This is a genomic window from uncultured Propionibacterium sp. (assembly GCF_963539965.1).
GTDB lineage: Bacteria > Actinomycetota > Actinomycetes > Propionibacteriales > Propionibacteriaceae > Propionibacterium.
Genome location: NZ_CAUTOU010000024.1, coordinates 1 through 13,695, shown reverse-complemented (window position 1 = coordinate 13,695; position 13,695 = coordinate 1). Strand labels below are relative to the sequence as shown.

Below are 13,695 nucleotides of genomic sequence, written 5' to 3'. Positions count from 1 at the left end.
GACCGGTCATGCCCAGTGCCGACGAGCTGTACGTGCGCGCCGTCCGTTACGGCTACCACGGCGTCATCCGTCCCGTACTGTTCCGGATGCACGGCGGGGACCCCGAGAAGATCCATGGCCAGCTCGTCTCGACGATGGGCCATCTGCCCGAGTCGTTGCTCGGCGTCGTCGAGCGCCTCATCGGCCAGGACCGCGACCCGGTCGACATCGCCGGAATCCACTTCCCGGGCCGCGTCGGCGTCGCCGCCGGCCTCGACAAGGACGCCGTGGCCGCCTGCGTGTGGGCCTCGCTGGGCTTCGGATTCGCCGAGCTCGGCACCGTCACCCGCCACGCCCAGCCCGGCAATCCGCGCCCGCGCCTGTTCCGCCTGGTCAAGTCCGAGGCGATCATCAACCGGATGGGTTTCAACAACAACGGCGCCGAGGCCATGGCCGTCAAGCTCGATGACGCCGGTGTCAGACGCGGCAACAACCGCCTCGGCGCGCCCGTGGGCGTCTCCGTCGGCAAGACGAAGAAGACCCCGCTCGGGGAGGCCGTACCCGACTACCTGTTCAGCCTCGAGACCCTGGCCCCGTACGCCGACTACATCGCCATCAACGTCTCGAGCCCCAATACGCCGGGGCTGCGCAGCCTGCAGAGCCAGCGCGGGATCGAGGAGCTGACCGGCGCGCTGGTCAGCCGCGCCCGCGAACTCGACCCCGGCGACCCGGTGCCGATCTTCGTGAAGATGGCCCCCGACCTGTCCGCAGGCCAGGTCGACGACATGCTCATGGCCTGTGAGAGCACCGGCATCAGCGGCATCATCGCCACGAACACCACCGTCGAGCGCGGGGGCATCGCCCCGGCCGACCGGCACCTGGCGTCCCAGGCCGGCGGCCTGTCCGGCAGGCCGCTCACCAGGACGGCGCTGGAACGCGTGCGCTGGATCACCAGGCACACCGGGCTGCCGGTCGTGGGCGTCGGCGGCATCATGACGCCCGCCGACGCGCAGGCCATGTTCGACGCGGGAGCCCGGCTCGTGCAGCTCTACACCGGCTTCGTCTTCGAGGGTCCGGCCCTCGTCATGGGCATCAACAAGCTGTGCCGGCCCGGGAGCGGGGGGCGGTGACCACGTCCTTCGGGGCGCGACTGGGCGCAGTCACCGCCGAGCGGGGCCGCCTGTGCGTCGGCCTCGACCCCCACGAGCGGATCGTCCGCGGCTGGGGGTCGGAGTACGACGCGGCCGGCATCGAACGGGTGGCCCGCGAGACGGTCTCCGCTCTCGGCGAGCAGGTGGCCGTCTTCAAGCCGCAGAGCGCCTTCTTCGAAGTCTTCGGGCCCGCGGGCATCGCCGCCCTGCAGCGCGTCCTGGGCGATGTCGCCCAGGCCGGTGCGCTCTCGATCCTCGACGCCAAGCGCGGCGACATCGGCTCGACGATGAGGGCCTACGCCCGCGCCTACCTGGCAGAGGGGGCCCCGATGGCCGCCGATGCGATCACCGCCAGCCCCTACCTGGGTTTCGAGTCCCTGCGTCCGGCCATCGACCTGGCGCACGAGAACGGCCGTGGTCTGTTCGTCCTGTGCCGTACGAGCAACCCCGAGGGGGAGACGGTCCAGTTCGCCACTGCCGCCGGCCGCACCATCGCGCAGCAGGTGCTCGATGCCGCCGGGGCCGAGAACGTCAGGACCGGCCTCGACGACGTGGGCCTGGTCATCGGTGCCACGCACGAGCGCGCCGGCGTCGACCTGACGGGCTTCACCGGCTGGGTGCTGGCACCCGGCGTCGGCGCCCAGGGCGGCACGGTCGAGGGCCTGGCCGGTGTCTTCGGTGACACCGCCCGTGTCCTGCCGAGCGCCTCCCGCGGCGTCCTGCGTGCCGGCCCGGACGCATCCGCGCTGCGTGATGCGGCGGCCGCGCTCACCCTGCGCTGACGCCGCCCGCGGTCTGGAGGGCTGCTCGCCCGGCGGCCCGCCGGAGGAGGAGTCTCCCGGCCGTGTCGTTCATCGGTACTCCTCGGGGACGCCCTCGGGCAGGTCCTCGTGGGCGATCGACCGCGCCTCCTCGTCCGGCAGCCCCAGCATGCGCAGCACACCGGCGGCCAGCGAGTCGACGAGTTCGTCCGTGTCGCTCATGGGGTCGCCGAGCAGGTACGTGACGACACCGAGCAGCGATCCCCCGATCGCGGCGAAGGCCGTCTCGGGGCCGGGCATCGAGAAGCGGCCGGAGTCGATGCCCCTGCCGATGCAGTGGAGGGAGGTCCGGCGCAGGGCCCCGTCGAACTGCAGGGCCGCGGAGCCCGACCGGGTGACCAGCGAGGCGAAACCGGGTTTGGCCCTGGCGACGCGGATGATCACGCGGAAGCCGATCGACACGGCGCGGGCCATGTCGTCGACGTCTTCCACGAGCCTGCCCAGTCCGTGGCCGAAACTCTCCATCGCCTCGGCGAAGGCGGCCTCGAAGAGCTGGTCCTTCGTCTTGAAATGGTTGTAGAAGGAGCCGAAGCCCACATCGGCGAGCTCGGTGATCGTCGCTATCGAGACGTCGGTGCGCCCCTCGGCGATGAGCTGCTGGCCCGCCTGGATGAGGGCGGCGCGGGTCGCAGCCTTGCGCCTGCCATGGCGTCCCGCATGGCTGGCCCCCTGGATCCCGTGGACGATGTTCATCGAGGACATTGTCGCGCATCGCTCAGGCCCGCCCCGAGCCGGCCGGGGTCAGGCTCGTCGTACGGGCCCTTGCGGTCAGTGCGATGAGTACGGCGATGGCGGCCGCCCACCAGGCCAGCAGTTCCGCCGCCATGACGGCCAGGCCGGCGCCCGTCGGCACCGCCATGGCGCGGATGAGGCCGACCGCCGGGTCGGTCGGCAGGAACGAGGCCAGCGATTGCAACCACGCGGGCTGGGCCGACCAGACACCGCCGGCGATCGCGACCACCAGCACTGCCAGTGCCACGACCCGGCCTCCGACGCGGTGGATGGAGCCGAGGGCCTGGTTGAGCGCCAGGAAGACCAGCTCGATGACGAAGGCCGCCGCCCAAACCGTGAAGAACGCGCCGACGCCGGGGTGCAGCGTGACGTTCGCGATGGCGCCGACGATCAGGCCGCTGGCCGCGGAGAACAGCAACGTCGGGCCGAGTGAGCGCAGCGCCAGTTGCCAGGTGGGCAGGTTCGACTCGAAGGCCGTGCTCGTAATGGCCGGGCTGACCGCGGTGAAAGCGATGGCCGCCACCCACAGGGCCAGGACCCCGAACAGGGCGACCGCCGAGCGGACGTAGGAGCCGAGGCCGCTCGTCGTGGAGACGAGGGGCGTGGCGACCACGTCGGAGATCCGGTCGCGCTGGTCCGCGGTGTAGCTCGGCACCTGGTTCGAGGCCTCGCGCAGGCTGCTCGCGAGCGTGCCGGATCCATCCTCGAGCCGAGTGGTCCCCTCGTGCAGGGTTCCGATGCCGTCGGCCAGGGTGTGGGAGCCGTCCTTGGCCGAGTTCGTGCCGGCGACGAGCTGGTCGGCGCCGTCGGAGGCCGATGCGATCGCGTCGACGAGGGTCTGCGAGGACGAGGCCAGGGTGTCCGTGGCGCTGGACAGGCCGTCCGCGCCGGAGGCGACCTGCTGGGCGCCGGACTGGAGGCTCGTCGCGCCCGCGGCGAGGTCGCTCGCGCCGGTGGCGGCCTGCGAGGCGCCGGTGGCGAGGGCGGCCGCGCCGTCGGAGATCTGGGAGGCCCCGGAGGCCGCCTGCCCGATGCCGCCGGACAGGCTGGAGGCGCTGTCGTCGAGCGCCGAGGTGCCGGCCGCGACCTGGGAGGCGCCCGACTGCAGGGTGCCCAGCTGCGTGGTCAACTGGGCCAGGCCCTCCGAGACGACCTGGCAGTAGTCGCTGGCGCCCTGAGCGCAGGCGGCGGCCGCCTGCTGGAGCTGCGTCACTGAGGCGGCGACGGTGTCCACCCCGCCGCTCACGCTGCTCGCGCCGGTGGCCAGGGCCTGGGTCTGCGCGGGCAGATCGGCGGTCTGCTGCTGGGCGCCCGCCAGGGCGCTCGACAGCTGCGAGGCGCCGCTCGACAGGGTGCCCGCGCCGTCGCTGATCGCCTGGTTCGCGGTGGCCAGTCGACCCGCGCCGTCCACGACGCTCGTCGTGCCGTCGGACACCTGGTGGGCCCCGGCGGCCAACTGCGAGGCGCCGGTGGCGAGGGCCTGGGTCTGGGACGGCAGGTCGGCGGTCCGGCTCTGGAGCTGACCCAGGCCGTCGGCCAGATCCTGCTGGCCGGTGGCCAGGGTGTCCATGCCGTCCGCCAGCGTGTCGGCGCCGGTCTGCAGCTGGGCCGCGCCGTCGTCGGCGCTCGTGATGCCCTCGGAGAGGGTGTCCGCGCCGTCCGCCGCGGTCGACAGGCCGTCGTGCAGGGTCCCCATGCTCGTCAGGACCGTGTCGACGTAGGTCTGGGTGATCTGCTCGCCCAGCGAGCGCTCGGCCGCGTCGGCCAGTGCCGTGCCGACCCGGGCGTCGAGCAGCGGGGAGTCCTCGGCCGTACTGATCGTCACCGAGGCCTGGGTGGCGGCGCTCGCGTCGTCCCCGGCGACCGAGGTGGCCTTCGCCGAGAAGTCCGAGGGGATCTCGACGACTACCGAGTACTCCCCGGAGTCGAGGCCCGAGGCGGCGTCGTCGGCCGTGGTGAGGACCCAGTTGTAGTCGTCGCCGCTCGAGTTGACGAGCTCCTTGACGAGCTGGCGGCCCATCGGCCGCGTCTGCCCGTCGACAGTGACCGGGGTGTCGTCGTTCACGACGGCGGCGGTCACCTCGTCCATCTGCGGGCCGGGATCGTGGAAGGCCAGGACGAGTACGCCCATGAGGAGGGCGGGTACGCACAGCAGCGCCACCCAGGTGCGCCAGGAGGCGCGGCCCCGCAGGTTTCCGATCGTTCGTGTCCTCATCGAAGGGCCTCCTCGAGAATGGTGCCGAGCGGGGCGGACTGCTCGTCCGCTCCCCGAGTGCCGTCGGGATTGGGCCGTACGCGCCGGTCCGATGCCGGGGGCTCCATCGCGATCTCGGCCGGCGCGGCGTCCCGCGGCAGCACATGGGCGACCGAGGCCGGGGTCGCGCCGGTCAGCAGGATGCAGGCCCCGCCCGCGGCCAGCCGGTCGATGAGTCCCCGGGTCTCGGCGGTACGGTTGGCGCCGATGATGGCGTCCGCATCGTCGACGGCCGCGAGCGCAACGCCACGGTGCAGGCCCTGGTTCAGGACGCCGATGACGTCCTTGCCGCCGGAGGCCAGCACGCTTCGGGCGCGGACCGCGGCGTTGCGCTCGGGCAGCAGGTAGCCGGCCACCCGGGCGTCGCCGTCGAACCCGGTGAGCCGGCCGGTCAGGCCGAGCAGCAGTTCGGACTTGCCCGACCCCTCCGGGCCGGTGAGAACGGTGATCTGGCCGGGATGGAGACCGAGGTCGACCGGCCGGTTGAGTGCGATGCCGTCGCGGTCGCGGATGATCATGCCGCTCGCGGCGACCACCAGGCTCCGGTCGGCGGGCCAGTCCCCGAGCGAGAGCTGGCGGGACAGCGCGGCGCCCTCGACGTCGAAGCGGGGGAGCACCCTGGCAAGTTTCGCGGGCATCGCCCAGGCGTGACGACCCAGGAGCTTGAGAACCGCCGGGACGAAGGTCATGCGGACGACGAAGGCGTCGACGAAGACGCCCGCCGTCAGCGCCGTGGCGATCGGTTTGATGATGCCGGAACTCCCCTCGGGGATGAACATCGCGAAGACGCTCAGCATGATGAGCGCGGCCGTGGTGACCACGGGGGCCGCCTTGCGGAAGCCCTCGTGGACGGCCCGCACCGGATCGCCGCTGCGCGCGTACTCCTCGGCGGTGCGCGAGACGAGGAAGACCTCGTAGTCCATGGCGAGGCCGAACAGGACGCCCATGACGATGATCGGCAAGAAGCAGATCAATGAGCCCGTGAAGTCCGCGCCGAGCAGACGGGCCCCCCTGCCGTCGACGAAGATCGAGGTCGTCACGCCGAAGGACGTCAGGATCGACAGCAGGTAACCGACCGTCGCCTTGACCGGCACGGCGACAGAGCCGAAGACCATGACGAGCAGCACCAGTGACAGTCCGACGACGAAGATGCCGTAGGGGAGCAGGGCGCCGGTCAGCTTGGCCGAGACGTCGCCCGCAACGGCCGTGATACCGGTGACCGCGAAGTCGCGGAAGCCGTACTCGTCGGCCATCGCCGGGCCCTGGTCGCGCAGGGCCTGCACCAGGTCGGCGGTCGCGGCCGAGTCGGGGGAACCGGAGGGGATGACCTGGACGATGCCATAGGTGCCGGCCTCGTTGGGGGTGGACATGGCGATGTGCTCGACGCCATCGATCGTGGCCAGGTCGTCGCCGAGCCTGGTCATGTCCCCGACCGGGTCGGTGCTGTCGAGCACGTTCACCACGACGATGAGCGGGCCGTTGTACCCCGGGCCGAACTCCTCGCTGATCGTGTCATAGGTCGTGCGCACCTCGGTGCCGGCCTCGGCTGCGCTCTCCATGGGCAGTGAGAGGCGCAGGCCCGTGGCCGGGGCGGCCAGGACGGCGACGGCCGCCACGACGAGGATGATGGTGATGAGCGGGCGTGCGGTGGCGACGTTCGCCCAGTGGCCGAAGAACGTGTCCTTGCCCGTGCGCTTCTTGCGGGTCCTCGACGTGATGCGGGTGCCGAAGAAACCGAGCGTGGCCGGCAGCAGTGTCATGGCGACGCACACCGCTACGCCGACACCGAGCGCCGACGCGACGCCCATGATCGTCAGGAAGGGGATCCGCGCCACGAACAGGCCCACCAGGGCGATGATCACCGTCATGCCCGCGAAGACCACCGCGGTACCGGCCGTCGCGATGGAGCGGGCGATCGACTCGGCCGGTCCGAGCCCCTGAGCGAGATTGTCGCGGTAGCGGGAGATGATGAACAGCGAGTAGTCGATGCCGACTGCCAGGGCGATCATCACCGACAGCAGCACGGTGGTGCTCATGATGGTCATGAATCCAGTCGCCGCATAGATGAGCGACTCGGTGACGCCCACGCCGACCAGCGCCATGACGATCGGCACGAAGGCGGCCAGGACGTTGTGCAGGAAGATGATCAGGAAGATCAGCGCCAGTACGACGCCGATCGCCTCGGTGACGGAGATGGTCGGGATCACGTTGTCGAAGGCGGAGCCGCCCACCTCGACCCTCGCGCCGTCGCCGATCCCGCTCTGGAGGTCCTGGGCCGACTGCCGCACCGCGTCCAGCGTTCCATCGGTCAGGTCATTCTTCTGCCCATCGAACTGTACGGTGATGACCGCGGTCGTACCGTCCTCGGAGACGGCACCGCTCACCAGCGACGAGAACGGGGAGGCGACCGTCGAGACCTGGTCGAGCGTCTCGATCTCGCTCACAGTCGACCCCACCGCGTCCTGCACGTGCTGGGAGCTCACCGAGACGCCCGCGGGCATGACGACCACGATCTTGGCCGAGGTGCCGGCGACCTGCGGGAAGACGTGGCTCAGCGTGTCCAGGGCGTTCTGCGAGGAGGCGCCCGGGATGCGCACCGTGTCATTGGTGCCCTTCGACATCGTGCCCATGAGGGCGAGACCGGCGATGAGGACGAGCAGCCAGGCCAGGACGACGAGCTTGCGCCGCCGGTAGGCCGCATGGCCGAGGCGATACAGGTGGGAGGACATGGACGCGGGACCTTCACGAACGACGATGGAACTATCGAAACTGATGAAACCATCATTTATGGTGCACCCATCCGGAATCAACTCGAGTCGCGAGGAGTCCACGATGCGAACATCGAGCCGCTGTCCGGGGGTCATCCGGAATCACCCCTAGGGGGTCACTGGGGAGTCAAAGAGGGTGAATTCATGAGAAGTTGCCCAGAAATTAGCGAATAACTAGGCATAAGAGGCGAAAAATGGCCGTCTGGGCGGTACCTTGTTCGCAGGGCCGGGTCACGGTGGCCCCGGCATGTTTCGAATGGGAGAGGATCCATGGCCATTCCGACTCTTTCGCCCGAACAGCTCCAGTCCGCTCGTTCAGCCGCCACGCAGGCCCGTCGTGCTCGCGCAGACTTCAAGGACAAGGTGCGCAAGGGCGAACTGACGCTGGGTCAGGCGCTCGACAAGGCGGCAGAGGACGACGTGCTGGCCCACATCAAGGTCGTCGATCTGCTCAAGGCCCTCCCGCGTGTCGGCGAGAAGCGCGCCGCCGCTATCATGGAGCGCCTCGACATCGCCCCCAACCGTCGGGTGCGCGGCCTGGGCCGCCACCAGGTGGCGGGGCTCAAGAGGGAGTTCCACTGATTCATGGATGGGACGCGATCGGCCGCCCGTGGCAACGCTCCTGGCACGCAGGGCGAACGCATCGCCGCCCCTCGGCCAAGGGTCTTCGTCGTCTCCGGGCCCACCGCCGTGGGCAAGGGCACCGTGTGCACCAGGTTGAAGACGCTCCACCCGGAGGTCTTCCTGTCCGTCTCGGTGACGACGCGCCCCCCCCGCCCCGGCGAGGACGAGGGCATCTCCTACTGGTTCATCACCGGTGACGAGTTCGACCAGTTGGTCGCCGACGACGGGCTTCTCGAATGGGCCGTCGTGCACGGCGCCCATCGCTACGGCACGCCGCGCCGTCCCGTCGAGGAGGCCGTCGCGGCGGGCAGAACCGTCATCCTCGAGATCGACCTCCAGGGCGCCCGCCAGGTGCGCACCACCTATCCGCAGGCCACGCACATCTTCCTGGCCCCCCCGAACTGGGAGGAGCTGGTGCACCGCCTGCGGGGCCGCGGCACCGAGACGCCGGAGCAGCAGGAGCGCCGCCTTCGGACCGCGGTCCGCGAGCTCGAGGCGAGGTCCGAGTTCGACGAGGTCATCGTCAACGGGGAGCTCGATGAGACCGTGCACGAGCTGGTAGAGTTGATGCGGTTGTGAGCACCGTGCTCGCAACGGATCCGTCTCCACGGCCCGCGCCCCCACGCGAAGCCGCACCACGACCGGACGGGCGTGGACACGCTCGTCATGACACCGATCCCCCACGGGGATCAGACGAGGATCGCATCGTGACCAGCATGACTCCCGAGGGCTCGACCGCGCCGTCCGTTGACGAGCTGCTCGAGCACGTCGACTCGAAGTACCGCCTCGTGCTCGTCGCCGCCAAGCGCGCGCGCCAGATCAATGCCTACTACTCCCAACTCGGTGAAGGCCTGCTCGAGAACGTCGGGCCGCTCGTCGACACCGTCCCGCAGGAGAAACCGCTTTCCATCGCCATGCGCGAGGTCGACGCGGGCGTCCTCGAGTACAAGCAGATCGATCCCGCGGCCGAGGCCGCCGCTCGCGCCGAGGCCGCCAGGGATCCCGAGTTCGACTTCGGTGACCCGCTGGCCGATCTCGACGCCCTGACCGACCCGGGCAGCGACCTGGCCTGAGCCAGCCCGGTCGACCGCGCCCTCCGCCGACCGCGAGGCGGCGCGACAACAGTCCAGCGGCTCCGGGCCGCTGCCGGGGCGCCGTGCCCGACTCCTCGTCGGGCGGAAAGCAGACAACCACCCATGAGCAGGTCATTCACCTCGGAGTCAGTCACCGAGGGCCATCCCGACAAGGTCGCCGACGCCATCGCGGATGCGGTCGTCGACGACATGATCTCGCAGGATCCCGACTCGCACACCGCGATCGAGGTCCTCATCAGCAACGGTGTCGCCGTGGTGGCGGGCGAGGCCACCACCGAGTCCTATGTCGACATCGCCGACATCGCCCGCACCCGCATGCTCCAGATCGGGTACGACTCGTTCGACAAGGGCCTGGACGGGGCCACCTGCGGCGTCATGGTCGCTCTCAACAACCAGTCGCCCGACATCGCCGGCGGTGTGGCCAGTTCCTGGGAGGCGCGCTCCGGTTCGGCCGTTGACGAGGCCGACCGGCAGGGCGCCGGGGACCAGGGGCTCATGTTCGGTTACGCCTGCACCGAGACCCCCGAGCTCATGCCGTTGCCGATCCACATGGCCCACCGCCTGTCCGAGAGGCTGTCGGCCGTTCGCCGGGACGGCACTCCGGACTACCTGGGCCCCGACGGCAAGACCCAGGTCACCATCGACTACGACGGCATCAGTCCGACGGCCGTCACGAGCATCGTCGTCTCCACCCAGCACGCCGACGGCATCGACCTCGTCTCGGTGCTCGCCCCGGCGGTCCGTCACGAGGTCATCGATCCCGTACTCGCCGAGTACGAGGTCGCCTCCGACGCCGTGCAGGTGCTCATCAACCCATCCGGCCGCTTCGTCATCGGCGGTCCGCAGGGCGACGCCGGCGTCACCGGCCGCAAGATCATCGTTGACACCTACGGCGGCATGGCCCGTCACGGCGGTGGCGCCTTCAGCGGCAAGGACCCGTCCAAGGTCGACCGCTCGGCGGCCTACGCCTCGCGCTGGGTGGCCAAGAACGTCGTCGCCGCGGGCCTGGCCGCTCGTTGCGAGGTGCAAGTGAGCTACGCGATCGGCCGCGCCCACCCGACCAGCCTCCATGTCGACTCCTTCGGCACCGGCGCCGTCCCGGACGGGCAGCTCGTCGCAGCGGTCCGACAGGTCTTCGACCTGCGCCCGCGCTCGATCATCGAGGATCTCGACCTGCTGCGCCCGATCTACTCCAAGTTCACCAACAACGGGCACTTCGGCCGCGAGATCACCGAGGCCACCTGGGAGCGCACCGACCGCGCCGGCGCCCTGGCCGCGGCCGTCAGGGGCTGAGGGATCCCGGCCCGTCGCCGGCGGCAACCGACGCCGGGCCGACCGTTCCGCCGGTCCTGTCGGTGGCCCCTCCTAGGATCATCACCATGACGGCCACCGATGCACTCATCACGGCACCGGCCCCGGGGCCCGGCCCGGCCCGGCGCATCGCACGCGTAGCTCTCGACGTCCGCCTGCCGCATCTCGACCGCTTCTTCGACTACTCGGTGCCCGACACGATGGCCGTCGGGGCGGTTGTCGGGGCTCGCGTGCGGGTGCGCTTCGCCGGGCGGATGGCCGACGGGTTCATCGTCGAGCTGCCGCAGGCCTCCGAGGTCGAGAAGCTGACGCCGCTGTCGAGGGTCGTTTCCTCCGAACCGGTGCTGGACGCGCACCAGGTCAGGCTCATCAGGGCGGTGGCCGACCACTACGCCGGCACCTTCGCCGATGTCATGCGGCTGGCCGTGCCGCCCCGCCACGCGGCGACCGAGTCGGCCGCCCAGCACCCGTGGCCCTCCGCCGACCTGGGGCACGTGCCTTCCGGGGCGCTCGAACACGCTCCCGGCGGGCCCGAGTTCCTCAGGGGGCTGCGTCAGGGCCGCCACCTGCGGGCGCACTGGCAGGTGCTTCCGCGGTCCATCGCCGACGGGGCCGGCGCCGACGACTGGCTCCGGGGCCTCGTCCAGGCGTGCGCGGCCGCTCTCGAAGGCGGCCGCAGCGCCCTCGTCCTGGTTCCGGACGTGCGCGAGGCCCGGCGCATGCGCGACGCGCTCACCGCCTGCCTCGGCGAGGGCTGCGTCGCCGAGCTCCACTCCGAGCTGGGCCCGGCCGCCCGCTACCGCAACTACCTGGCCGCCAGCCGGGGCCGGGCCCGCATCCTGGTGGGCACCCGGGGTGCCGTGTACGCACCCCTGCACGACCTGGGACTCGTCTGCCTCTGGGACGACGGCGACGATCTCCACGCCGAGCCGCGCGCCCCCTACCCGCACGCCCGCGACGCCGCCGCCCTGCGCGCCTCCACCCAGCCCTGCGCCCTGCTGTTCGCCTCGTACGCGCGCTCCTGCGAGGTGGAGCGCTGGATCGAGTCCGGATGGCTGGCCGCCCTGGCGGCCCCGGCCGGTGCCGTGCGCCGCGAGTGCGCGCTGGTGCGCGTGGCGGCCGACTCCGACGAGGCTCTGCGCCGCGACCCGCTTGCCGATGCCGTGCGCATCCCACGGCGCGCCTTCGAGACGATCAGGGCGGGTCTGGCATCGGGGCCGGTGCTCGTCCAGGTGCCGCGCTCCGGCTATCTTGCGGCGCTGGCCTGCGCGGACTGCCGCGCCCCCGTCCGCTGCCGCACCTGCAGCGGTCCGGTACGGGCCGACCGCATGCCCGAAGGCGGCCGGAGGCTCTCCTGCCGCTGGTGCGGCCGTACCATGGCCTCTTGGCGCTGCTCCCGGTGCGGGTCCGCCCGCCTGCGGGCCCCCCTGGTGGGGTCGCAGCGCACGGCCGAGGAGCTCGGCAAGGCGTTCCCCGGTGTCAGGCTCATCGACAGTTCGGGCGATGCAGTGCGCGAGAGCGTCGGCGGCACACCCGCACTGGTCGTGGCGACTCCGGGGGCCGAACCGGTCGCGGAGGCCGGGTACTCGGCCGCCGTCCTGCTCGACGGCTCGCTGATGCTCGGCAGGGCCGATCTGCGCGCGGGGGAGGAGGCGCTGCGGCGCTGGCTCGCCGCCGTCGCACGCGTCCGCCCCGCCGACCAGGGCGGCTCGGTGTGCCTCGTCGGTCCCCCCGAGGACGCTCCGGTGCAGGCCCTGGTCCGCCTCGACCCGGCGGGCTTCGCAGCGCGCGAGCTGGCCCAGCGCGCCGAGGCGGGGTTCCCGCCCGCGGTGGCCATGTGCGCAGTCGAAGGGGCCGAGCGCCTCATCACCGATTTCGCGGGGACCGCCGCCTGGCCCGAGCAGGCCGAGATCCTCGGCCGGGTGGAGCTCCCGGCGGCCGCTTCGGGCACCGAGCCCCTCTGGCGCCTGCTCGTGCGGGCACCCCGCGCAGCGGGCAGGGCGTTGGCGGTCGCCGCCAAGGAGGCCCTCGCGGTGCGCAGCGCGCGCAAGGAGCCCGGGGCGGTGCGGGTGCGCATCGATCCGGCCGAACTGTCCTGACGCCGTCGCCTCCGGAACCGCCGAGGAGTCCGCCTCGGCTGAGTAGGCTGTGGCCTCGAACGACAAGAAGGAGGGCCCATGCGCATCGTCTTCGCCGGCACGCCCGGGACGGCGGTCCCGAGCCTGCGGGCACTGGCCGAGTCCCGGCACGAGGTCGTGGCGGCCGTCACCAGGCCCGACGCGCCGACCGGGCGGGGCAGGCGGCTCAGGGCCTCGTCCGTCGCCGCGGCCGCGCAGGAGCTGGGCATCGAGGTGCTCAAGCCCGCCCACCCGCGCGACGAGGACTTCGTCACACGCCTCACCGCGCTCGCCCCCGACGTCTGCGCCGTCGTCGCCTACGGCGCCCTCATCCCCGAACACGTCCTGGCGATCCCGGCCCACGGCTGGGTGAACCTGCACTTCTCGCTGCTGCCGGCATGGCGCGGCGCCGCCCCCGTGCAGCGGGCCCTCATGAACGGCGATGCCACGACCGGGGTCACCACCTTCAGGCTCGTCCCGGAGCTCGACGCGGGCCCGGTCCACCGTCAGCTGCGCGTTCCGGTCGGTGAGGACGAGACGGCCGGCGAGCTGCTCGACCGGCTGGCCCCCATCGGCGCCGACGTGCTCGTCGGCACCATGGCCGACATCGAGGCCGGACTGCCCGCCGTCGAGCAGGACGACGAGGCCGTCACGCTCGCCCCCAAGGTCGAGGTCGGCGACGCCCGCCTGGACTGGTCCGCGCCTGCCGAGCACCTGGCGCGGGTCATCCGCGGCACAAGCCCGCACCCCGGCGCCTGGACCCTCTTCGAGGGCCGGCGGTTCAAGGTGCTGGCCGCCCGCGCCGACGACCCCGCCGCGCCCGGTCCGCACCCCGGCGCCCTCG

General features: G+C 71.8%; 11 protein-coding genes. 8 read left to right on the top strand and 3 right to left on the bottom strand.

Annotated elements, in window-relative coordinates; genetic code table 11:
- Positions 1-8 precede the first annotated feature (8 nt).
- Entirely contained in the window at positions 9-1,109 is a 1,101-nt protein-coding gene (locus R2N01_RS05850; RefSeq protein ID WP_316669402.1) for a quinone-dependent dihydroorotate dehydrogenase, read from the top strand.
- Complete coding sequence (pyrF, locus tag R2N01_RS05845; protein WP_316669400.1) at positions 1,106-1,912, top strand: orotidine-5'-phosphate decarboxylase; 807 nt, start codon at positions 1,106-1,108, stop codon at positions 1,910-1,912. Before R2N01_RS05850 ends, pyrF begins: the two co-directional genes overlap by 4 nt.
- Positions 1,913-1,981: 69 nt before the next feature.
- Here pyrF and R2N01_RS05840 read toward each other — a convergent pair whose 3' ends face one another.
- Genes R2N01_RS05840 through R2N01_RS05830 form a run of 3 tightly spaced genes read right to left on the bottom strand, consistent with a single transcriptional unit; the run spans position 1,982 to position 7,666 of the window.
- Entirely contained in the window at positions 1,982-2,644 is a 663-nt protein-coding gene (locus R2N01_RS05840; protein ID WP_316669398.1) for a TetR/AcrR family transcriptional regulator, read from the bottom strand.
- Between the two features lie 22 nt (positions 2,645-2,666).
- The gene (locus tag R2N01_RS05835) at positions 2,667-4,898 is read right to left on the bottom strand and encodes a YhgE/Pip domain-containing protein (protein WP_316669396.1); all 2,232 of its coding nucleotides are present in this window, start codon (positions 4,896-4,898) and stop codon (positions 2,667-2,669) included.
- Complete coding sequence (locus tag R2N01_RS05830; protein WP_316669394.1) at positions 4,895-7,666, bottom strand: MMPL family transporter; 2,772 nt, start codon at positions 7,664-7,666, stop codon at positions 4,895-4,897. The genes R2N01_RS05835 and R2N01_RS05830 overlap by 4 nt, the downstream gene beginning before the upstream one ends.
- A gap of 309 nt (positions 7,667-7,975) precedes the next feature.
- Here R2N01_RS05830 and mihF point away from each other — a divergent pair, with 309 nt between their 5' ends.
- The 6 genes from mihF to fmt all read left to right on the top strand — a co-directional run.
- The gene (gene mihF, locus R2N01_RS05825; protein ID WP_316669391.1) at positions 7,976-8,287 is read left to right on the top strand and encodes an integration host factor, actinobacterial type; all 312 of its coding nucleotides are present in this window, start codon (positions 7,976-7,978) and stop codon (positions 8,285-8,287) included.
- A 3-nt stretch (positions 8,288-8,290) separates the two neighbouring features.
- Positions 8,291-8,908, top strand: a complete 618-nt coding sequence (gene gmk, locus R2N01_RS05820) for a guanylate kinase (RefSeq protein ID WP_316669389.1) — start codon at positions 8,291-8,293, stop codon at positions 8,906-8,908.
- 128 nt (positions 8,909-9,036) lie between these two features.
- The gene (gene rpoZ, locus R2N01_RS05815; RefSeq protein WP_316669387.1) at positions 9,037-9,402 is read left to right on the top strand and encodes a DNA-directed RNA polymerase subunit omega; all 366 of its coding nucleotides are present in this window, start codon (positions 9,037-9,039) and stop codon (positions 9,400-9,402) included.
- 123 nt (positions 9,403-9,525) lie between these two features.
- Positions 9,526-10,716, top strand: coding sequence for a methionine adenosyltransferase (gene metK / locus R2N01_RS05810; RefSeq protein ID WP_316669384.1), 1,191 nt, complete (start codon positions 9,526-9,528; stop codon positions 10,714-10,716).
- A gap of 86 nt (positions 10,717-10,802) precedes the next feature.
- A complete protein-coding gene (locus R2N01_RS05805; protein WP_316669382.1) occupies positions 10,803-12,833 on the top strand; it encodes a primosomal protein N' in 2,031 nt (676 codons plus the stop codon).
- A gap of 78 nt (positions 12,834-12,911) precedes the next feature.
- Positions 12,912-13,695 (top strand): methionyl-tRNA formyltransferase (gene fmt / locus R2N01_RS05800; protein ID WP_316669381.1); only part of this gene is annotated, 784 nt, incomplete at its 3' end.

Coding starts and splice junctions, on each gene's coding strand:
- R2N01_RS05805 (WP_316669382.1), top strand. CDS start 10,803: ATGACGGCCACCGATGCACTCATCACGGCACCGGCCCCGGGGCCCGGC.
- metK (WP_316669384.1), top strand. CDS start 9,526: ATGAGCAGGTCATTCACCTCGGAGTCAGTCACCGAGGGCCATCCCGAC.
- mihF (WP_316669391.1), top strand. CDS start 7,976: ATGGCCATTCCGACTCTTTCGCCCGAACAGCTCCAGTCCGCTCGTTCA.
- R2N01_RS05830 (WP_316669394.1), bottom strand. CDS start 7,666: ATGTCCTCCCACCTGTATCGCCTCGGCCATGCGGCCTACCGGCGGCGC.
- gmk (WP_316669389.1), top strand. CDS start 8,291: ATGGATGGGACGCGATCGGCCGCCCGTGGCAACGCTCCTGGCACGCAG.
- R2N01_RS05850 (WP_316669402.1), top strand. CDS start 9: ATGCCCAGTGCCGACGAGCTGTACGTGCGCGCCGTCCGTTACGGCTAC.
- R2N01_RS05840 (WP_316669398.1), bottom strand. CDS start 2,644: ATGAACATCGTCCACGGGATCCAGGGGGCCAGCCATGCGGGACGCCAT.
- R2N01_RS05835 (WP_316669396.1), bottom strand. CDS start 4,898: ATGAGGACACGAACGATCGGAAACCTGCGGGGCCGCGCCTCCTGGCGC.